Genomic DNA, 22,468 nt, shown 5'->3' on the forward strand with positions numbered 1-22,468 from the left:
ATTTGATTCATTTAATCATTTAATAACTGAGCGGATTCGCTAATTGCTTCTATCAGGAATTTTTTTGAATATTTTACCAGGGAAGCGGTTTCCTCGCCTTTATCCAACTTTTCCATCAGGGCCCGTATCAGTAGTTTACCGTTAAAGAGTTCATCATCTTTAGCATTTTCTTCAACAGCAGTATTAGTTCCAAAAATGTTAAACAACATTTCATATAATTTCTTGCTGGTCAGCGCTTTCTTCTCTGTCAGATAGGCGTTGGCTTTTCTGTTAAATTCAGCATAATCCTCATCGTAAGAATTTAAATCGTCGGCAAACGATTCCAGCTGTATGTATTCCCAGGTTGTATTGGGTAAAGAATCCAGTTGCTGCTCAGTGTATATTTCTGTTTTAAGGCTATCTGAAATTGACTTCAGTTTTGATGTACTTGTGTACGTATAATCTTTTTCCAATTCCCTCACTGATGTAACAATCACCTGTACAATGTCTGTTACTAATTTTTCTCTTTTCGCATTTAAACTGGACAATTGTTTTTGCGCATTTTCAAAATTGCTCTTTACTAAATCCATATCTGCCTTTACAGCGTCTTTTTCAGGGCCGTTAGGTAATGAATTAAATGTACTCTCTAATGCATCATATGCATTTTTAGCACTGTCAATAGTTTTGGTGGCAGCAGCAAACCCATTTTTCAAATTGTATGGCAGTTCTTCATTTATAATTTCGTTTACCTGCTCCGTCAATTTTTTAATATATGAAGATTGAGCTGTTATGTTCACTGTTATTAATTCATTGAGCAGATCAGCCAGCCCTTGGATGTTTGCAATGACCTCATCCACATCAACAATTCCAGCCTCGGTAGGATCATACGTCGTCATAATCTCTCCCACCTTCAACTTCATATCAGTACCCACCCCAATATTCTCAAACCTTACTCCCAATTTCATATTCGCCAGCCATGGCACTACTACATACCCCTGACCGTTGAAACTACTGCTTCCGCTTACCTGCGTAACCACCACATCAAAGTCACCTGCCTTCACAATGTCACCTACGTTCAACTGCTGCAAAAGCGGCTCGGTAGTCGGAGCAGGATTAGGATCAAAGCCACACTGAGGAACAGTAGTAGCAGTTGCGCTATTAGTAGAAAACTGCTGCAACGAAGAGAAAATGTATTTTCCCATTTCACAGGCTGCTCCAACTCTATACTCGTATGTTGTCGATGGTTCAAGATCTGTTATTGATACATTCGGGGTGGTGTTACCCAACTCAAACCACTCAGCACCTGCAGTATTTATTTTCCGGTATTCCACTTTATATTCCAGGTGTTGTGCATTGGCTGCCCAGGTAATATTCACCCTTTGCCCCTGGGCCGTTGCATTAATACTTGTTGGAGCAGGACAATTATTCTGATATACAAACCAAAATATTTCACTAAACCCATTATTACGGAACATAGCAACATCCTGCGTACCGCTCTTCGCTTTGGCCTGTACCTGCCAGGCATAGGTGTAACCCGGTTTCAATCTTGGTTTAGCGCCAATACCATCGTACAATATTGTAGTTATAGCCGTACTTTCTTCATAAATAGCGGGATAACTCGCAAAATCCGCCTCTGGCGTTGTAGTCCCAAGCGGCAGTTCAACTAATTTGAAATTGTAATCGATCGTATATGCAGTTGGGCTTGCTGTATGACGTGGCGTCCATTGAAATGAAACGTTCTGAGCCGCCGGTTCAATAACAGGGATCAATGCCTCTGACTTACGAGGCAAATTCAACAATGGTGGCTCACTAAGCGTTAACCACGCAATTGTACAGCCCTTATTACTTACCGTTTGGCCGGTAGCCACATCAACCACTTCAAAACAAAAAGTATAAAACCCTTCGGGTAGCTTACCCGTTTGCTGGTATTGTGATTGTGTAATTCCGCTAAACGTAAGGTTGTTGGAATTAAAATATTCCGTTAAATCGGCTGGTTGAATATACTTCGGCTGCCCCGATAATATTTCGATTGCTGTAAAGGAAACATCTTCCCTTGTAACAATAGCTACGCTCTGGCTTGTAATGCTCATGCGCAACCGCACCTGTAACGATGGCTTATTAAAGTCACGCAATAACAATAACAAATTCAGTTTAGGACTGCCAATTGCACTATAGTAATCGCTTACCTGTAGCGAATATGGCGGCACCAGCTGCGGTGTAACCTGAACAGGATACTGTTGCGCCACCAGGCATATCCCAGGCAATAATAAGAAGGCGGCTATTATGAGTATTCGTCTCATGAACAGTTAAGGTCTCGGGTTTTAATTAATTGTTTTACTAATCCGGTCATCATTTATTTCTGCATCATCACTGAGCAATAATTACTTTATACACAAAACTTCCCTTGGCAGAATCGATCACCAGCATGTATACGCCCCAATTCAATGCATTTACATTATAATCCAGGCTATAATCCTTTAGTCCCAGTATCACCCTATCGTCTACAATTGCATTGGTTAGTGAGTTTATTAAACGTAAACGAGCCCTGGTAATCTCACTGAAGTTCAGGTCAACCTTGAACGTTCCATTATTAGGATTTGGACGAATCACCGCTGCTTTTAAATAGGCATCGGACTGACTGCCACTGGTAACGGCCCCACTACGATTTAAGACAATCACATTTTTGGTAGTATCGTCTACACAACCGCTGGCATAATAAGCCTGCATCGTAATAGCATACCTGCCTGTATCGGAGAAGATCAATTCACATTTATCATTTGTTTCAAGCACCGGCCGTATTACATTACCCGCAGACGGAATTAACCACTTAACACTATCAGTACGCGGCTGACTTAAGTTCACCAGTGTTACACTCTCATTTACGAATGCCTGGGTACTCACAATAAATTCAGTATTTATCATGCTGTTCTGTGCACTGATCACTACAGCATCCTGCACAACGCAACCCCGAGTGTTGCTAACAGATACCTGGTACGTTCCAGCTTGTGTAACGGCAACCTTAGCTATATTTGCTGTAAAGCCATTATCACTTTGCCAATTGTAGGTTAACGGCGGCGTGCTGGCAGCGGTAGCATCTAACTTAATTGTTTGACCTATACAGATCTTTCTATCAGGTCCTATATTCACTATTAGATCATCGGGGTTGGTTATTTCAATGGTATCGCTTTCTGAGCAGCCACCAATATCTGTAACCTTATACCAGTATTTTCCCGGGCATAGATTGCTGATAGTTGCAGTTGTAGCGCCTGTACTCCATGCGTAGGTATACACACCCTGTCCACCAGTTGCACTCAATGCAATCTGTCCATCACATTTACCCTTACAGGTAACCTGAGCAACTACCGCATTCGGCAATATTCTTACAGGCGAGGTTACGCTTACATTACCACGTGCCATACAGAAATTACTATCTGTTACCACTATTATATAGTCGCCACCAAGTACTTTATTTACAACTGGCGTACGGGCGCCGGTGCTCCATTCGTATTTATAACTTCCATCGCCGAAAGGCGTACCACCTGTTACCGTCACCTTCAGTACCCCATTACTATCGGAATAGCAATTAGTAGGTACAGCAGTAGGATTAAGCAGCAATGGCGATGGTTGGGCAAACACAAATGTTTCAGATGCTTTTGTGTTATTATATTTATCTGTTACTTCAACCAGGTACGTACCAGCTGTTACATTATCAAGCAGGCTATCAGTATCAGTGAGTACACTATTTCCTTCGTTGGTAACCTTGTACCATTTAAACATATACTTTGGACTATCAAGCTTTATTCCTCCGGTGGCATCTGCTAATAGTTTACCATCAGTACTGTCGTAACAACTTACCGGTTTCTTTTCTTTAATGGTAACCAACAATGGTTGAGGTTTGCGAATGGGTATTTCCATTTCGAATTTACATCCGCCAGGATCAGCCGAATTTGTGGCATAATAAGCATCATAAATGCGTAGGATATAATCGCCTTCAGGTAATAAGCCTGTTACAGATTGCATTCGTTTGTTAGCTTCTAAAATAGTATTGGTAACAGGCAGTTCTTCATTGGTAGCCTTATTTGTAAAGGTCACTATATATGGATTACGTGCAACCTCGGGCGTGGTTACAAATGGAGTACCGCCGCTTATCTGCACTTTTACCTGCGCATTTGCCAAATCGTGTCTTGTAATTGGACTAACCTCATACAGATCGAGTGTGATGCCTTTTTCGGGTTCTTTGATGGTAAAACTAAAGGTCAATTCATTACCGTCGATATCTTTCGCATAACAATCAACTTCATCACGTACCCTTAGCGTGTATTTACCACCTTTTAAGCCATTTACTAGTTGTGTTGTAAGATTTACGTTAACATTACCAATATAACCAGAAGTAAGATTGTGGTTTGTAAATTCCACCCATGGTGAATAATCGGTGTCTCCTTCGCGCTTAAGGCTATACTTAAATGTTGATGTATAAACGTAATTAGTTATATCGGTCCCGGTTCTATGATTAAATCCACCTGTTGCATATATCATAACAGCCCCTGTAGCACTGCCTTTACAGAGTACATTGTTTTGGACCCCTGCAACAAAATTGATCTTTCGTGGCTGTGTAAGCTCCGGAAACGCTGTATGGTATATAGAGCCGGTGTAAGTGGCCATAGAATAACCTGTATAATCGGTATATGACTCAAAATCGTCGGTTTCAGGTGTAACAAATCCGTCCTGAAAATTCACACTGTTCATGGCCAAATATTTTGTTTCAGCCCCACGTGTATTAACATCCAGATCATATAACATGCCACTGGCATATTTCCCAAGCAACGAAACATAATAGTTTCCCTTGCTTAACTCATTCGGCCATGTATATGTGTTATCACTGGCCAGCGAAGTAAGGTTTAAAGCGGAGTAGTTAAGTCGCTTATCGGTATTTAATAATAGTATACTTAGTTTTTCCTGGGGCAACAGGGCACGATCGAATTGTATTTTTATAGTTCCTTCATGCCTTTCATAACAATTCAAATCGGTTTTAGTGACACCTGTAATATGTGGTGAAGAGAGACGTAAGGTAAACGAACCTATTTCAGAAACTGAACTTAACAAGCCTGTAGCTCTAAAGTTAATAGTTGAATTCAGGCGGCTTACATAATTATCACCAAACAGGTCGTAACCAGAAACTAATAACGTAGTATCATTCAATTTAAGATTACTGGGTACATTACGCCAGGTATTTGTTTTGGCGTCAATTGTATCCTGGTATTGCCATTGAACCGGAATAAAATGAAAAGATAAACCCACCCGTTCACCTGTTGTACAGGCAATACGTATTTTGTCGTGACTGGGCAAGTTTAATGAAACATCCTGGGCAGGAACGACCCGTATTCTTGTTTCAACGACATACGTATTATCATATGAATTAGAATAATTTACCCATTCTCCCATCTCTCCCTGGGGATATAACTTACTATAGTTTTGATTACCGGTTAACCAGGATTTATTTACAGTGAAACCGGGCTCTAATTGATACATATTATAGTATTCGTAGAGATAAAAGGTCTCTTCAAATACTAGAGATTGAAAATAATCGATATTAAACCCCTGCACCAAATGAAGTGTATCATAATAGTCAATGCTTTCATACCATGGAAGCGCATTAATTGTTTCATAAGGAATTTCAACAGACGAACCTATGTTAATTTCATTTGAGCTGCCCGTTGGTTTATACGACAATTTAATTAAAGCATTATGCGAAGCTCCTGTACGATCAAGATCCGGGACTGCGCAATAGTCTTGGCACGCTGCTACAATAGCGGGATCTTCAGGCGGAGCACTAACGCCTGGATATCTCAAACAAGCCCAGGCATCAGGAGGACCATCATCCCATGGTGTATTTGGATCATCCGGATGATATACATATTTCAGGTAATATGCAGGATTCTGTGTTTTGGACACATGTCTTTCGATCAGTACAGTATACTGTTCTACCCTGATCCTCTGCCCCTGCGCCCATTGTGCAGTAACCAATAAGAATAATATAGCTTGCAGAACTTTTCGCATACGTACTGTTTAATAAATAACACTTTTGGTTACGAAATCGGAATACTGGCCATTTGTATACACCGCCCGAATGGCATACTTATATTTAGTATTTACCCTCAAATCGGTATCAATGAAACTACTGGCAGCAGTAGCCACTTGTTTATACAGGCTCATGGGTTCTTTAGCCTCCCCCCTGAACAACTCAAACCGGCGGATATTCTTTACCGTCTTAAGCTGCTCCCAGGTAATGGTCACCGTACGGCCTTTACGATCAACCTCAACTTCCATATTCTTAACCACCTCTTTCACCCGCTTTTCAGGAACTCTTACGGTTAATGGTTTTGCCGGCTCTGACTCCAGCTTTGAGCTGTCCATTGCAATAATCGTATAACTGTACAGGCGGCCTTCCTGCCCGTCTTTATCAGTCCACTCGGTGGTGGCGGCCTGCCTGAATTCCTGTAATAGGATCCAGGTAGTTACTGTATCTGCGATCAACCGGCGATACAATTTGTGTACAATCACATCCGAATCGCTGCTGTTCACCCATTGCAGGCGAATACCATTCTCCATTATATCATAGGCTGCCAATACAGGTGCTGATGGCGGTATAACATCTGGCTTTATAACTTCCAACGTACGAGTAAAATCAGATTGATTATACCTGGTATCCACAGCCCTGATAGTGTAGTACACTTTAGGGTTTAGGTTTTTAAGATTTACAGTATCCCGGTATTCATTTGTTTTCCATAATGAATCCTGTACTGGAGTAAACTCATGCCCTTTTACATTTGCTTTTAATATTTTATAACCTGCCAGATCTTTTTCTGTATTGGCGTCCCATTTCAATACCACCACTCCATTGCTGTCAATAGTGCCTTTAAAGCCAGTTGGTATTGCGGGCGCAATTGAATCTTCGGGCTGCAATAAATAGGGTTGTGAAGTGCGGCTTTCGCCTTCTTTTGGCACCACCGTAATAGTTATATAGTTGGAACTAAACAAACTCTTCACTTCTGTTGCTCTTAAACCCGCCGCAATACCTGTTTGTTGTACGGTATACGGCCCTTCAATGCTGGGCGCCTGGTTTATCTGAAATTCTTTCACAGCGTTGTTCAGGCTATCTTCAAACTCCCAGGCAAGCTGAAACGTGCCCTGTTCATCAAGCGAAACACCGGAAATATGAGGTGTCAATGCCAACTCTGTCTTCCCCTTTCCCTGAGCAATATCAGAATATGGCCCTGTTTCGCCAAACAACGACAAACCGGCTATCCTGTACTGATATACCGTATCATTACCTGGCAAACCATCTATATACATCATACTTCCGTTACCATTCTTTGGATCTGTTTCGTTTAGATTAGTAACCGGCTTATCAGAAATTGATTGGAATGTTTTACCACCATCGGCCGACCGCTCAATAATATAGGAAGTATAATATTCCTTAAACCCATCGAAGTCCCATTTAAGAATAGCGGTTTTGTCGCCAAACTCGGGAATGATCATAGAAGGCTTTGGCAAGGGCGCATAATCTGCCAGCCCTATATACAACAGGGAAGTATCAGTAATACGCTGGCTGCCCGGTATAAGAGAATAAATTCGATAGAAATACTTCTCATTTAGTTTAACCTGTTTATCGCGAAAGGCAAGACCAGCGTATTCTGCAGCTTCAAAACTATGATCTGCTGCATACATCGACATGTTAAACCGCTGGGTAAGCTGCTGGGTTTTATTTATCATTTTGGTAACACCTTTTGTATCAGGTGTTGTTACCTCAAAATCATCCCCATAAATAGCCTGCGCCAGAATGGCTGCATAATCATCTTTAGTGGCTATGGTATCCCAGGTAGCTAATGGGCGTGGTTTGAATACCATTTTTGAAACATTAACCTGAATTCTGTCCAGAACCTTTCCGTCACGCGCTATAGTGAATCTTTCTAAAGCATATCCATATTTGTTACCCAACGTCCAGGCGCCTTCATCGCCGGGAGCCCAACGAATAAGTATTTCATTTTTTGTGGCTTTTGCTACAGAAACTATTTTCGACTTGAGTGGTGCTGCCTTTATAGGCGCCAGGCTTTTTTTTCCTGGCGCATTTGTTTTCTTAGGAGCCGGAACGGTGGCTTTTGCTGGTGATTTTCTCACCTGGGCTGTCAGGTCGTTAACCCCAAAGCTGCCGATCACTATCATAAACGTGGTAATTTTCACTAACGCTTTCATATCAATTATTCTATGGGGTTTTCGTAAACGAATTCTGATGTAGTGCCTCTTGTGCCATCCAGTTGAACCAGCGTAAAGCGAACTTTATATTTTCCCTTCAACATAAAGGGGAAGCCTTCATTACATAACTTTCTAAATGGCTCGGCTATTTGGATGTATTTAGTACGATCGACCCAGAATCCATAACTCGCACCCAGGTACGTTGCAATGATCTTCTTCCTATACTCCAGGAACTGCAGGTTGATATACTTATTAGTATTATGAACAAAAGGCATCCGCATATTCAGCACTTCATTGTATTCTTTCGACTGAAGCATATTGATATAGAACCAGGCTGGGGTTATTGCTTTGGTGGGAGGGAGACCATATAACAACGCCTCTGTACCTTCAATTCTGAATGTCTTGTCATCGCCAGTCAAAGGAATATTTGGATAGACCACTGGTTTAATTAAGTTCTGATAATAGACATCATCTGTTAAATCTGCCTCGCCTTCTATCATTCCCTTATTGCCTGTATATTGAGTACCTGTTATTTCATACAATTCAAACCCTTCATATTTGTCAACAGCAGCCTGCAGATTGATTACATCTGATGATACCTTTTCTACAATAGCCTGATTTACATGAAGCGATTGGATTTTAGCCGCCAGGGTGTTGAATCGGCTGGTGGTGAACGTAAGCACAAGACCCGGTTTATTAACATCAGAAGTGGGCTTTAATGGTTGTTCACCCATCAACTTCATTCGGTACGTAGTATTAGACTGTAAACCTGTTGGAACAGTGAAATTATATACCGTAGAACCATTATGTGTCGCATCAACTGTAGTAACCATATTTCCACTCAGGTCTTCCACCCTTATCTTCCAGCGGCCAAACTTCTCAAAAAACTCATGGAAATCGCTTTTCAGAGATATTACTCCTTTATTGTTCTCATTCTTATACAGATTACGTTGATTGAAGAATGGATATAACTTGTCCAATAAAGTATATGGAATTGAATCAGGTGCATCACCGGTCGTAAATGTCGCCTCTTTGATCTGCTCAACTGCCTGGCCATTTTCTGTTATTGGAACCCAGTAACCATTTATCAACTGACGAATAGATATACGGGCTACTGCTTTGTAACTTGTTTTTGATTTTAATACAGCATCCGGCTTAAAGGTCAACAGATCTCCACCTGTGTTAAATGAAGTACTACCTGCAACTTCTGTACTGCCTTCATACAGCTTAAATGCTTCCAGCATTGGCATGAACACGTCATTACCACTGCCATCTTCACGTGGTGCATCTAATGTTGCACCTGGCTTGATCGTAAACTTCACCTGCGGCGCAGCTAATACACTCACGTTTGAAGCCTGATCGTCGGGTGTTATATTGGAAATAAATTCAAGATCCTCATACTCACTAATATTTTCATCCCTTACAATCTCACAATCACTGCCAAAGCTGAATTTAAAATTGAACCGGCCTTTAATAGCTCCCCCTAGAATATTTACAGAGAAGCCCATGTAGCCACCCACCCATGTTGGGTTGGGTAATTTTGCCTGTAACAAGGCCGCAGCGCTTCCTTTAATGATGGAAATATTCTTTTTAACGAAGAGTATCTTGATCTTCACCCCTAACTCTCCTTGCAGGTAAGCATACGCCTGACCTTGCGCATACCAACCATTGATACCTATCTGCTCTGAACTTCCCGCGCAATGCGCATTGCCCCAGTCTTTGATCATTACATCAAAACCAAGTCCGGCGGCAAAATTAGCATAGAAGAACAGGAAGCGTACATCACCGGTAGCCAATTCGAGACTTGTTCCGAAGGCAATACCTCGGCCGCCTTCAACATCTCCCTTGTTTATATTATTCTCGTAATCAATCCCTGCATTGCGTAAAGCAGATACCACACCTGACGGAGGATCAGGGAATTTGGGCATATTATAACCCGCCATTAAATAGGAACCGGTTTTTAAGTTAAATTTGCCAATTCCGATTTTCATCCCCAGCCGGTCAGTTGGCGTTCCTACGTGCAAATACCATTCTTTAGGATCGACGTGGAATACAGCCCATCCTGCACGGTTCTCAGAAGCAGCACCTGTTATCAACCCTTTTGCAGCATTAACATACATATCGAACGTGGCATGTAATGATTTGGCTTCAAAATCATATTGTATACCTATATAGGCAGCCAAACCGTTTTGCCCTGGCCGTTCCGTAGTTGGATAAGATTCTTTTGCAGCATTGGAAGGCTGCATTATTTTCATGTTGTTTAGCGCTTCTATATTAAGGCTATTCAACTTCGTTTCAACAGCTTCAAATTTTTTCTTTGCGAAGTCAGCCACATTTTCCAGGCCTGGTATATCACCCATAAATTTGGCGTAACCGAAAAGGCCTAAATAACGAAGGCCACCACTCTTGTTGAAAGCCGCTTCAAAAGAAGCCTCGCCTTTAACTATTTTTTTCGATCCTACACTGAATATCACAGCAGCCTTTATACCCAGGCCGGAGTTTTCGTCTGGTACATACTTGGCGCCCGTTGCAGAGAATGAAGTACTGAAACCTTCTTTCTTCATTCGGTAATAGGCGCCGCCACCAAATCCCTGGATCTTAACAGCGCCGCCAATACCTGTACCTAAATCAGCCAGCCCATCAACGTACCAGTAACGGAAAGTTGTTTTCCCAAACGTAGCATTCACTTCAACAGTAATGGGGTCGGGCCCCAGTCCTTTTTCAACTACACATTTTATATGCCCCATGAAACCATCACCGTATACTGGATGATCATCGAGGAATTTAACACTGCCATCGAGTTTTATCACCTCTTTGATCTTAGCACTGATCGCTATTTCTCCGATCTCAAGACTGGAATACTTCCATGACGTAAGCTCGCGGTCAGTATTTAATTTCCCCCAGATCTTAAAACCGGCGTTGCCGCTGAATTCATTTTCATGCAGGTTCACCTTCAGTCCCAGGCCAATACCTACCCTGTTGGTGGACTGGTCTTTCACCATGGCAATGTTATAGATGGAAACCGGGAAATTACCCAGCCTCACTTCTCCTTCGTAACCTAAATACTCAGCATCTATATATGGATTATCTACCGTTAAATGCAACGATCTGAAAGTAATACCCTGAAAATCGGCCACAGGCGCTTTGGAAGCATCACGACCAGGGTTTTCATCTGTAGCCAGGGCTACTATCCCCATTTTGCCATGCAGCATGGCCTCCGGTTTAAACGTAGTGGAGTTACCTGAGATCTGAACCCATGAATTAGGCTGTAAGAATACTTTCGCTTTCCATACATCAAAATCCATTTCATCGAGTGTGGTTACGCGAAGTACATATTCGGAATTGGCCGATATAACTGCAGAATAACCCAGAAACTTTCTTTTATTATTTCCATCATCACTTTGATTTACCGGCAGCCCTACTTTCCCTCCAAAGCCGGCACGGATCAGGTTATTGGCTTCGAAGGCTACTCTTATACTGTCTATTGAAAACTGCCAGCCACTGGCTGTTCCCTTGTTTATAGGTAAAACGTTCTCACCAAAGAATACACCGGAAATACCATTGTTATCAATAAGCAGATCATCTACCCCAAAACTTACGATCGCATTTGGATTATCCCTGTTCTTAATTGCCTTTGGCAAACCAATACTTAACTTCTCAACATACACACCACGCCAGGCTGTAAGATTATCTGCATTGAGGTATTTTTGCTGATATCCCTGTGGATACACCACATGCTCACTATTGTGAAGATCACTGAAATCAAAAACGGCTCTTGTTACAGTAAAATTGAATCCCTGCAACCCGTTTACCTGAAAAGGCGATTGGAAAGTAAGATCGATGATCATATCATTCCAGTTGGTTACTAATATCTGGTCTAGCGCTGCTGTTACCCGCCCGTTCAATATTGTTCCGGCGGCATCACTTGGCACGATCATATTTCTGGAGAACTGAATTTCTCCATTCACACCCAACTGCTCAAATCCATTACAACTAACAGTTATAAAGGTCTTTGATGTGGACCCACCTGTTGCCATATCCATGCTGCCTTTTAAGATCAATGCTGCATTATCGCCATTTATGGGTATAGCAACATCTCCCAACAGCACCAGGCTGGCGTTACCAATGATACCGCCTTTATAGGAGAGCTTTAATCCGCTTATTCCAAACAATAATTCATAGGGGGCCTGCGGAATTTTTACCCGCGCAAAAACGGTGAGGTTTGCATACTTGTCAGTAAAAGTCGCATTGCTGATGGCAATCGTTATTTCGGAATTACCCGCTCTTTTACGCAAACCGATCGGCAATTTATTGATATCCGAAGGCTCCAGGTAATCAATATAGCTGTTGCTGCTCTCTATCTCAGCCAGCACAGCCCTGGCCTTCGCTTTATACTCTTCAGCTGTTGTGTTGGCAGTATTTACCTCTTCAAAATACTGATCGGTAAACTCAGTACCGGTTGCCTGAAAGGAAAATTGCTCCCCAGCTATATACTCATCAAGCTTTGCAAACGACCGGCTGGTTGCATTAGCTGTGTTACCTATATTGGCAGGCTTTGGAGCATACCCTTTAAGGATCTCGTTAAACGGTAGCGGCGCTCCCGTTCTTCCTGAAGAATCGCCACCCGTTGCAAGTGACACCAATCCATAAAGGACAAATATTATTATAAATGTAAAACGTTTATATATTGCTGTTCGCTGCATTGGGGCTGTGTGGTTTGGATTCTTTCACAATACTTTTTCAGGGACAGGTTACCGCATTAAGGTTATTACTTGCCGATAAGTTTTTTCAACTCATCTAACTGTTGTTGAAGCGTACTAATTTGTTGCTGCTGCGTTTCCAGCTTTTTATTTTTATCTTCAAGCGCTTTTACCTGCTTATTAAGTTCAATGGTATATAAGGTAAGCTCTTCAATTTTTTGCAGCAGCTTTGATTGAATTTCTCCAACTTCCTGACCGTCTTTCATTACTTCCTTTGTAGAAGGAATTTCAGGCAGGTGCTTATTTGCTTTTATGAATTTTTCCAGTTCAGGGAGAGATAATAATTTATAGTCAGGCTCAAATACAAAGTCGCTCCAGCCGGCAGATTGTACCCGCAAGCCTTTGGCGCGGATGCGGCCATTCACTGATAACTTGTATTGCGCATCTGGAACAAGTACACCAATGCCCACATTGCCGGCCTGGGTTATACGCATATAAGCTGAATTGGCAGCAGCACCGGGAACCAGAATATCAGTATAATCTCCTGTACCTTCGCCATAAGCAGTTTTTATAATCGCCGCCTGCGCCCATTGACCATTACCAACAGATAGTTTAGTACCATGGTCTCTTCCAATCGCCAACTCGCTGGTCACCTGATCGGTGCTAATACCTACTTTACCGCCAGCTTCTACTACCATGGCATTTACCCAATTGGTTGTCCCATAGGGCGTATATCCAACAATAAATCTGTCTGTTGAGCCGCCATCATCGCCAATATTCAGCCGCAGATCAGTTGCATTAAAGGCAGTATTGAATCGTTGAAAATACAGGGCGTCTGTATTGCTGGTGCCACCAAATACCAACTTTTCATTACCTCCAAGACTATCATAACGGTGCCCCAGGTTCAGATCACCAAATACATCCAATTTGTAGTTCGCATGTGCCCTGACGCCTATACCCACATTGCCATCAGCCGACATATGCATAACCTTATCGGCTCCATTATTGAAACTGAACTGGTTACCACTCAGGTTAATTTTTACAGAATCCTGAAGCTGACCACCAAGCGCTACATTACCGTTGTTTTGTGTAACACCGTTTTGAAAACTGTAAGAGGCCCCGCCGCCACCGCTGCTGCCATATGGCATATAAACAAATCGCAGGTTTCCATCCTGATCAGTTGTAAGTACAGAGTCGCCCTGGATATTGTTCCTGTACTTGGCAAATCTTGCATATCCAGTTGTATGAAACTGCACTTGTGGCTTGTCTGTTCCTACACCAACCTTGCCACTTCTTGTAACAACCAGATGATGTGATGTGTCAGTTTTGAAATCAACAATTGCTGAGTCGTCAGTTTGTCCATACGAGTAAGTGCTGCCGATACACAGCAACAGGGTAAACAATAAAACTGATATCAGTTTTGTTTTACCGGCTTTTTTATTTGCCATCAAACTTTCAGACTTAGCGAGCAGGTTGGTGTTTCTACAAAACATATTAATAACGACTTTTTATATAATAATAGATACCCTGAACCCGGTTTACCGGGCACAATTTGACGGTGTGGCACAAACTCAGCTGCGCAACAATAATAATATAGTGTAGTTTGATTCCAGTAAAGCTGATAGCATAGCACAGCAGCCCCTGAATAGCATTGCAGGCCATTGCAGCTATCATCCGATAAAACAGGATCAAACTTATATGTAAGATTTATTAACCGGCGAGATTCAACTGCTAAACGTAGATGAATTAAGTATTCTCAACGGTTAGTTTGGTTAAGGGAGATTTAATTCCCGCTCGATGTTTAAAAATTTTTCTACTATCCCTGTTATCTCATTTTTTAACATTGCTTAATATCTGCTAATACCAACCCATTCGCTGCCTGTATACATTACAGTAATTGCACGACGGGCACTAATATAGTTCAACTCACTGGCATCCAGTCCGACTATATTTAAGTCATTAGTAGTATTTAAATTTTTGATAGTTATTTCGCGGCCGGTTATGCCGGTTGGCAAAGTAATAATTGCCCGGCCAGCATAGCTTACAAATACAACATCCACATCTGGCGCAATAGTATAGCTACTGGTAGTAACCGTGGTGATCCGTCGGGCACCGGCGGGCAAAGCCGCGCCTTTTATAACAATGGTATCACCTCCAAATATTAACGTTGAATCATTTAGTTTTATAACCCTTCTGAACTCAGTACGTCCGGCTCCTTTGTTATATAAAAACCCATTAACGTTTCGGGTGCTGTTTTCAATGATCAATTCTGCGGGCTGTGCACCGGCCTTTACTTTTACACTATCTGCTTTCAATATGTATTCAGTCTGCGCCCTGAGGCCATTTACAATACATATCAACAAAGCAAAAAATAGAAATCTTTTCATACTATTATGGAGTTAACTGCTTGGCAAAGTAATATCCTTATAATACTATTTCAAGTTTGAACAATAGTATTATTTGCTGTATTGCATAATATGCTATACAGTTAAACATGCTATTTGAAGCATGCTATCTGAGCAAATAAAAAAATGGAATTGATAGAAGCAGATGTGATCGGGCGCGTTTGTCCAGACTACAAATCATAAAACAGATTTAGGTTGGGTTTTAATAATTGGGGTAGTATCTGGCCTCTCAGTAAAGGATATTTGATAAAAAATAACTGTAACGTAGATGTATCAGTTATTATTCGATAAAGATAATTACAAGTAAGTACACAAACCAAATAAAATGAATAGACGTGACTAAATAAGAATAACCGTGTAGTTTTCGCCAATAAGTGTGAAAAAAGTTAAATCAATAATGCACAAATACGCCATAAGTGACCAATGCCGACAAAAACACCAAGATTAATTTTTATATCTTATATTTAGGCATACGTTTATTGGTATAATTTTTTTGCACCCACAAACGTAACATTTGCATAATACAGGGCTTCTACCTTTGACACCGCACCACCCCATAAATCCTTTAACTGGCAGATACCAGCTTGCCCCCAGTTTCCGCTTGATAAACCATTGATCATAACACAGCTTTATTGTTTCTTCAAAACTTAAATACACAATGAGAAAATTGTACTTTCTATTGGTGTGTGTAACCAGTTTTTTTTGCTCTGTTACATACGCGCAAACTATTGGTATAACGGCCTTGAATACGCCGTATAACCAGAATTTTAATTCCCTGGTCTCCTCCTCTACTTCAGCTGTAGTTCCTACAGGTTGGTTCTTTTTTGAGAACGGCGCTGCCGGGGCCGCATATACCGCCAATAACGGCGCAAGTGGCACAGGCGATACATATAGTTATGGAGCTACCGGTAACACAGAACGTGCTTTGGGAAGTGTGCAATCAAACAGCGTTACTCCTGTTTTTGGCGTTTCATTTACCAATAACACTGGTTCAACCATTACTACACTTACCGTTTCTTATACCGGCGAGCAATGGCGCTTAGGCACCGCCGGCCGCGTTGACCGGCTCGATTTTCAATATAGCCTCAATGCCACCACACTTGCCAACGGCGTTTGGACTGATGTTAATAACCTCGATTTTACGGCACCCATAACAACCGGTACTGCCGGTGCATTAGATGGAAATCTTGCAGCAAACAGCAAAGCCACCTCTTTTATTATAACCGGGCTTTCCATCCCTGATAACGCTACTATTTTTTTCAGGTGGAATGATTTGGATGCCAGCGGCGCCGATGACGGTTTGGCCATAGATGATTTTTCTATCTCTGCCGATAATACACCCATTAGCACTGTTACAGTAAATACCAGTACAACCGCGGCTGCCGAACCTGTAACTAACGGCAGTATTGCCCTTACGTTCAGTCCGGCCACAACAACCGCTACAACATTTGATTATGCATTCACCGGCACTGCTGCATTTTCAACCGATTATACAGCGACACTTTCAACCGGTACACCTTCTCCTTTATCTTCTGCTACCGGTACTATTACAGTTCCGGCAGGTACAACTACAATTACACTTACATTGATACCTACCGATGATAACACGGTTGAAGTAACAGAGGGTATTACACTCACCATTTCGAACCCTGCAGGTGGTTATATAGTAAATGGAGCTGCTGCCGCAACCACTTTAACCGATGATGACGTAACGCCTGTATCCTTCACTGGCAGTTATTCACAGGATTTCAATACGCTGGCAGCATCGGGCACTTCAGCATCACGACCGGCAGGCTGGGCGTTGCGGGAAACGGGTATCAGCGGTAATAATGACGGCATGTATACAGCAGCAAACGGTTCTAATAATGCCGGTAATACCTACAGCTTCGGAATTACATCAGCAACAGAACGTAGTTTCGGCACCCTGCAATCCAATACACTTATTCCACTTATAGGCGGGTTCTTTATAAACAATACAGGCGAAACCATTACGTCGCTGGCCATTACCTATAAAGGTGAACAATGGCGACTGGGCGGACTTAACAGAACAGACCGGCTCGATTTTCAATTAAACCTGAACACCACCAGTTTGATTGCCGGCACCTGGACCGATATTGACGGGCTTGACTTTATTGCCCCCCATTCAACAGGTGCCATTAGCAACCTGGATGGTAATGCCCCTGGCAATTACACGATTTATACGTATACGATCAGTGGACTTTCCATACCTAACGGAACGTCATTTGGCATTCGCTGGAAGGACTATGATCTAATAAGCACTGAGGGTGAAGATGGGCTTGGTATTGATGATTTCACTATGACGCTTGGCTGTACGCCGCCCACCAACCAGCCTACTACACTTAATCTTTCACCTTCGCTACAATCGATCAGCGGCAGCTTTACAGCAGCAGCAAGCGGCACTACACCTGCAGACAACTACCTGGTATTAATGTCTGCTTCAGCTTCCCTTATCGATATGCCCGCCAGCGGTACCGTATATGCCATAGACGATGAAGTGGGTAATGCAAAAGTGGTTTCAATAAGCGGAACGTCATTCAATGCCAACGGGCTTACACCTTCTACTACTTATTACTTTTATGTATTCAGCACCAGCGGCGCCACCTGTTACAATGTTATATCGCCATTAACCGGTAATACCACAACCACCACACCACCTGCCTGTACATCACCGGTTACACAGGCTACCAATCTGGCAGCCAATAGCATTACCGGCAATTCATTGGACCTGTCGTGGACACGCGGTAGCGGTGATAATATATTGGTGATAGCGCGTACCGGTGCACCGGTAGATGCAGTTATCTACAACAGTGTGGCATACCCGGCAGGAACAACAATAGGCACCGGCAATTCAGTCATTTATAATGGGCCGGCAGCATCATTTTCCTATGGTTCATTAAACCAGAACACTACCTATTACCTGGCGTTGTATGAATATAACAGCGCCGATAATTGTTACCTCACGCCAGCCCTTACCGGTAACTTCACAACGCTTTGCACCAACCCGGTAAATGTTTCTGCATTATCAGGAACGGCAGGTAATCAACAGGCTACTGTTTTTTGGGCGCTTCCTGCCTCAGCCTCCTGCTTTGATGAAATTATTGTAGTGGCCTCCAATGCACCTGTAGTTAACACAGGCGATACATATACCGCACCAGCCAATACAGCTTACGCCGGCGGCGAACAGGTTGTATACCGTGGTACCGGACCAACAGTTACCGTTACCGGGCTTACCAACAGCAGCATCTATTATTTCAAAGCGTTCACCCGTAAAGGCACCAGTTATTCAGCCGGTGTACAAATAACCATTATACCTTACGACCCGGCATCGGGCTATGTGTATATGTTTGGTAACCTGCATGCACACTCATCCTATTCAGATGGTAATAAAGATAACCTCAGCAAAAAGCCTATTGACGATTTTACATTTGCACGCGATGCCTTGTGTATGGACTTTCTGGGTATAAGTGAACATAACCATGCCGGTGCAGGAATGAGCAAACCCAATTATGCATTGGGTTATGCAGATGCCAATACTATTAACGGCTCTATAGGCACCAGCGGTAATCCGTTTGTAACCTTATGGGGTATGGAATGGGGCACCATCTCGGGCGGTGGTCATGTACTGGTTTATGGTTTCGATGATCAGCTGCTGGGTTGGGAAAGTGGCAACTATGATGTTTATGTAGAAAAAAGCAATTATGGTTCATTGTGGAGTACGGTTAATGATCACAGTGGCGCCTTTGCTACACTGGCCCACCCTAAAAATTCTGATTACAATGGACTGGTTTCGGTATACAATGCTGCCGCCGATGCCGCTATTGTTGGCCAGGCCATTGAAAGCGGCCCTGCCTTTTCAATATCTACTACCTATAATGATTTTCCATCTTCATTAAGCTTTCTCAGCTATTACCGCAATATGTTGTCGAAGGGTTATCACATAGCGCCGCAAATGGACCAGGATAACCATAACATGACGTTTGGTACGGCCAACTCAAACCGCATGGTAGTATTAAGCTCAACATACACTCGCGAAGGCTTGATGGAAGCCATACGATCTATGCGTTATTACGCATCGAACGATTGTAATCTGAAATTGGATTTTAAAAACAACAGTAAGCCAATGGGCAGCCAGGTTGTAAATGCCGGTGTACCCAGCCTGATGTTAAGCATTAACGACCTCGACGCTGAAACCACAACTGCTATTGAACTATGGGGCGGCGAAGTAGGCGCCGCATCACCAGCTGCCACTTTGAAAACCGGCAGTGGTAATTCACTCACCTTTACTGCCGGCGACGTCAATAACATTCAACCCGATAATACCACCTTTTATTACTATGCAGTGGTAACCCAGGAAGACGGTAATAAAGCAGTTACGGCCCCCATTTGGTATACACGTAACGATGCCGCATTGCCAGTAACATTAACCAGCTTTAAGGGAGCGTATGATCGCCCTGCCAATAAAGTTTATTTAACCTGGAGCACCGCGCAGGAAAGTAACAGCAGGGAGTTTGTTGTTGAAAGAAGCAATGATGGCCGCACTTATACAGCCATTGGCAAAGTAGCTGCCGCCGGTAATTCAAACCGCCCCACAAATTATAACTATACCGATGAGCAACCTGTATACGGTATTAACTATTATCGTCTGAAACAGGTTGATATTGATGAAAAAGCAACTTTATCGGGTATTGTTAAGATCATAACCGATAAACAGGGTGGCTTTGTTGCAGGCCCCAACCCGGCCCATTCAACCATAACCATTTACCGCCAAAACAATACCGAACCGGTACGCATAGAACTGATGGATGTAAATGGCCGGCTTATAAAACAGGTGAATATGGCTGCCGCCACCGCTTCTACCCCAATTCATGTAAGGGGTTTGGGTAAAGGCATCTATCTGTTAAAACTCACCACCTCCAAAGGAAAGTATACTGAAAAGATAATGGTGCAATAAAAACCATTGTTTCTCATAAAACCCCGCTCCGGCTTTGCCGGAACGGGGTTTTCTTCATACAAGCAAAAATGTATCTATATGTTTATCAGCCTGTTACCTTGTCAACTCGTAAACCCCGTCAACTTATCAACTTTCTTCTTTGCCCTTATGACATAATTGTCATACTTTTGCAGCCCAAATTAATTTTTTAACCAACAAACAGGGATCAATGAACAATTACGAATTGATGGTGATTTTTACCCCTGTGCTGTCTGACGATGATTTCAAAGCATCTCAGAAAAAATTTACCGATTTGATCAAAGGTCAGGGCGGTGAAATTGTGCACGAAAATCCCTGGGGACTAAAATCACTGGCGTATCCGATCCAGAAAAAGACCACTGGTCTGTACTGGGTTATGGAATACAAAGCGCCATCCAGCCTCAATGAGCAATTGAAAATTCAATTGCTGCGTGACGACAATGTGTTGCGTCACATGTTCACTGTGCTCGATAAATACGCCGTCGAGTACAATAACAAAAAGAGAAGTGGTGTACCTACAGGAACTGAAAAAGTAGAGGGATAGTACTATGGCAAAAGCAAATGAAATTAAGTACCTGACCGCCATTAAAACCGAGAAACCCCGGAAGAAATTCTGCCGTTTCAAGAAATATGGCATTAAGTACGTTGACTACAAAGATGCTGAGTTCCTGAAAAAATTCCTGAACGAGCAAGGTAAATTATTGCCCCGCCGCATTACCGGTAACTCTTTGAAGTACCAACGTAAAGTAGCACAGGCATGTAAGAAAGCCCGTCAAATGGCTTTATTACCGTACGTAACTGACCTTTTAAAATAAGAGGAGGACACCATGGACATAATACTGATTCAAGACGTAGATAATCTGGGTGGAGCCAATGAGGTAGTTAAAGTACGCAATGGCTATGCCCGTAATTATCTTATTCCTTTCAAATTTGCGGTAGAGGCCAGTCCTTCTAACCTCAAACAATTAGAGGAAAGAAGAAAACAGATAGAGAAGAAAGAAAAGAAAATGCTTTCTGCTATCAATGAAGTAATCGCCAAACTGAAAGAAGGTGCCCTGAAAATCGGAGCTAAATCCGGTACCAGCGGTAAGATCTTCGGTAGCGTTACCTCATTACAACTTGCCCGCGCTATCCGCGAGCAAAAGGGTTATGAGATAGATCGTAAAAAGATCACTCTGCCTGATGAAGTAAAAGAACTGGGTGCTTATAAAGCTACCATCGATTTCGGTAACGGTCATTCAACCGAACTGGAATTTGAAGTAGTAGCTGAGTAATTGTTCCCGCTTCAATAAAATTGGCCTTTTCTGCCTTCGGGTAGAAAAGGCTTTTTCTTTTATAGGAGTTGAACATCTCAAAATTCGCCATATTTGCGCCCAAACCCGTTGCCCATACGGTTTTTAGAAAATACCCCTATTGGGTTGTAAGTACTTGTCATTGATAATGTCAGTATTTTGTGCAAACCCGCACCCTTGCTGGAACCGGGATTTTTTTTATTGTTTAAATCAAATTATTTCTCCTATCTTCATGTTTAGATTAATGTCTTAGTTCTCATGTTCTGCAGTGTCTTACCTGTTTTTCGGTTTCCTCAGTTCATTGTAGCAACTATTGCCATTATCCTTTTTTTCAGAACACTAAAATTTTCGTTACAATGAACATTTATGTAGGGAACCTCTCCTGGCAAATGACCGATGAGGATTTAAGAACCCTGTTCGAGCAGTACGGCTCAGTTACTTCTGCTAAAATTGTGAAAGACAAAACTAGCGGTCGTAGCAAAGGTTTTGGATTCGTAGAAATGCCTGAGGACGGCGAAGCACAAAACGCGCTGACCAGCTTATACGAGTCTGAAGTTTTAGGCCGTAAGATTATCGTTAACGAAGCACAACCAAAACCACAAGGTGGCGGCGGCGGCGGATTCAAAAAACGCAGCTTCGGTGGCGGTAGCGGCGGCGGCGGTGGCTACAAAAAAGGTGGCTACAATCGCGGCGGTGGCGGCGGTGGATATAACAGAGATTATTAATACACTACGCATCGACTTATATAAATCCTTCCCGACGCGTCGGGAAGGATTTTTTATTTGTGGTGTCTACCCCTCCCCCATGGCGGCAATCACAAATGGTTCCCTATTTCAGAGCCTTGCTTTC

At 42.6% G+C, this 22,468-nt stretch carries 11 protein-coding genes; 5 read left to right on the forward strand and 6 right to left on the reverse strand.

Features of this window, described 5'->3' with window-relative positions; all coding sequences use genetic code 11:
• Positions 1 to 11 precede the first annotated feature (11 nt).
• The 6 genes from GGD38_RS36015 to GGD38_RS36040 form a co-directional block, all read right to left on the reverse strand.
• A complete protein-coding gene (locus GGD38_RS36015) occupies positions 12 to 2,279 on the reverse strand; it encodes a fibronectin type III domain-containing protein (protein ID WP_375303676.1) in 2,268 nt (755 codons plus the stop codon).
• Between the two features lie 67 nt (positions 2,280 to 2,346).
• Positions 2,347 to 6,036: a hypothetical protein gene (locus GGD38_RS36020; RefSeq protein ID WP_375303677.1), complete on the reverse strand. Its 3,690-nt coding sequence runs from the start codon at positions 6,034 to 6,036 to the stop codon at positions 2,347 to 2,349.
• A gap of 9 nt (positions 6,037 to 6,045) precedes the next feature.
• Positions 6,046 to 8,232 carry a hypothetical protein gene (locus tag GGD38_RS36025; protein ID WP_375303678.1) on the reverse strand — a complete coding sequence of 729 codons (2,187 nt, stop codon included), beginning with the start codon at positions 8,230 to 8,232 and terminating at the stop codon, positions 6,046 to 6,048.
• A gap of 5 nt (positions 8,233 to 8,237) precedes the next feature.
• Complete coding sequence (locus GGD38_RS36030; RefSeq protein WP_375303959.1) at positions 8,238 to 12,935, reverse strand: hypothetical protein; 4,698 nt, start codon at positions 12,933 to 12,935, stop codon at positions 8,238 to 8,240.
• A gap of 65 nt (positions 12,936 to 13,000) precedes the next feature.
• Positions 13,001 to 14,425, reverse strand: a complete 1,425-nt coding sequence (locus GGD38_RS36035) for a hypothetical protein (RefSeq protein WP_375303681.1) — start codon at positions 14,423 to 14,425, stop codon at positions 13,001 to 13,003.
• Positions 14,426 to 14,779: 354 nt separating this feature from the next.
• The gene (locus GGD38_RS36040; RefSeq protein ID WP_375303682.1) at positions 14,780 to 15,319 is read right to left on the reverse strand and encodes a hypothetical protein; all 540 of its coding nucleotides are present in this window, start codon (positions 15,317 to 15,319) and stop codon (positions 14,780 to 14,782) included.
• Between the two features lie 676 nt (positions 15,320 to 15,995).
• Between GGD38_RS36040 and GGD38_RS36045 the strand changes: the two genes are divergently transcribed.
• The 5 genes from GGD38_RS36045 to GGD38_RS36065 all read left to right on the forward strand — a co-directional run bounded on the left by GGD38_RS36045 (position 15,996) and on the right by GGD38_RS36065 (position 22,344).
• A complete protein-coding gene (locus GGD38_RS36045) occupies positions 15,996 to 20,309 on the forward strand; it encodes a T9SS type A sorting domain-containing protein (RefSeq protein WP_375303683.1) in 4,314 nt (1,437 codons plus the stop codon).
• Between the two features lie 208 nt (positions 20,310 to 20,517).
• Positions 20,518 to 20,871, forward strand: coding sequence for a 30S ribosomal protein S6 (gene rpsF / locus GGD38_RS36050; RefSeq protein WP_375303684.1), 354 nt, complete (start codon positions 20,518 to 20,520; stop codon positions 20,869 to 20,871).
• 4 nt (positions 20,872 to 20,875) lie between these two features.
• A complete protein-coding gene (rpsR, locus tag GGD38_RS36055) occupies positions 20,876 to 21,142 on the forward strand; it encodes a 30S ribosomal protein S18 (RefSeq protein ID WP_014221276.1) in 267 nt (88 codons plus the stop codon).
• Positions 21,143 to 21,154: 12 nt separating this feature from the next.
• The gene (gene rplI / locus GGD38_RS36060; protein ID WP_375303685.1) at positions 21,155 to 21,601 is read left to right on the forward strand and encodes a 50S ribosomal protein L9; all 447 of its coding nucleotides are present in this window, start codon (positions 21,155 to 21,157) and stop codon (positions 21,599 to 21,601) included.
• 374 nt (positions 21,602 to 21,975) lie between these two features.
• Positions 21,976 to 22,344: an RNA recognition motif domain-containing protein gene (locus GGD38_RS36065; RefSeq protein WP_375303686.1), complete on the forward strand. Its 369-nt coding sequence runs from the start codon at positions 21,976 to 21,978 to the stop codon at positions 22,342 to 22,344.
• Positions 22,345 to 22,468 lie beyond the last annotated feature (124 nt).

It is taken from the genome of Niastella sp. OAS944 (assembly GCA_024809215.1).
Taxonomy (GTDB): domain Bacteria; phylum Bacteroidota; class Bacteroidia; order Chitinophagales; family Chitinophagaceae; genus Niastella.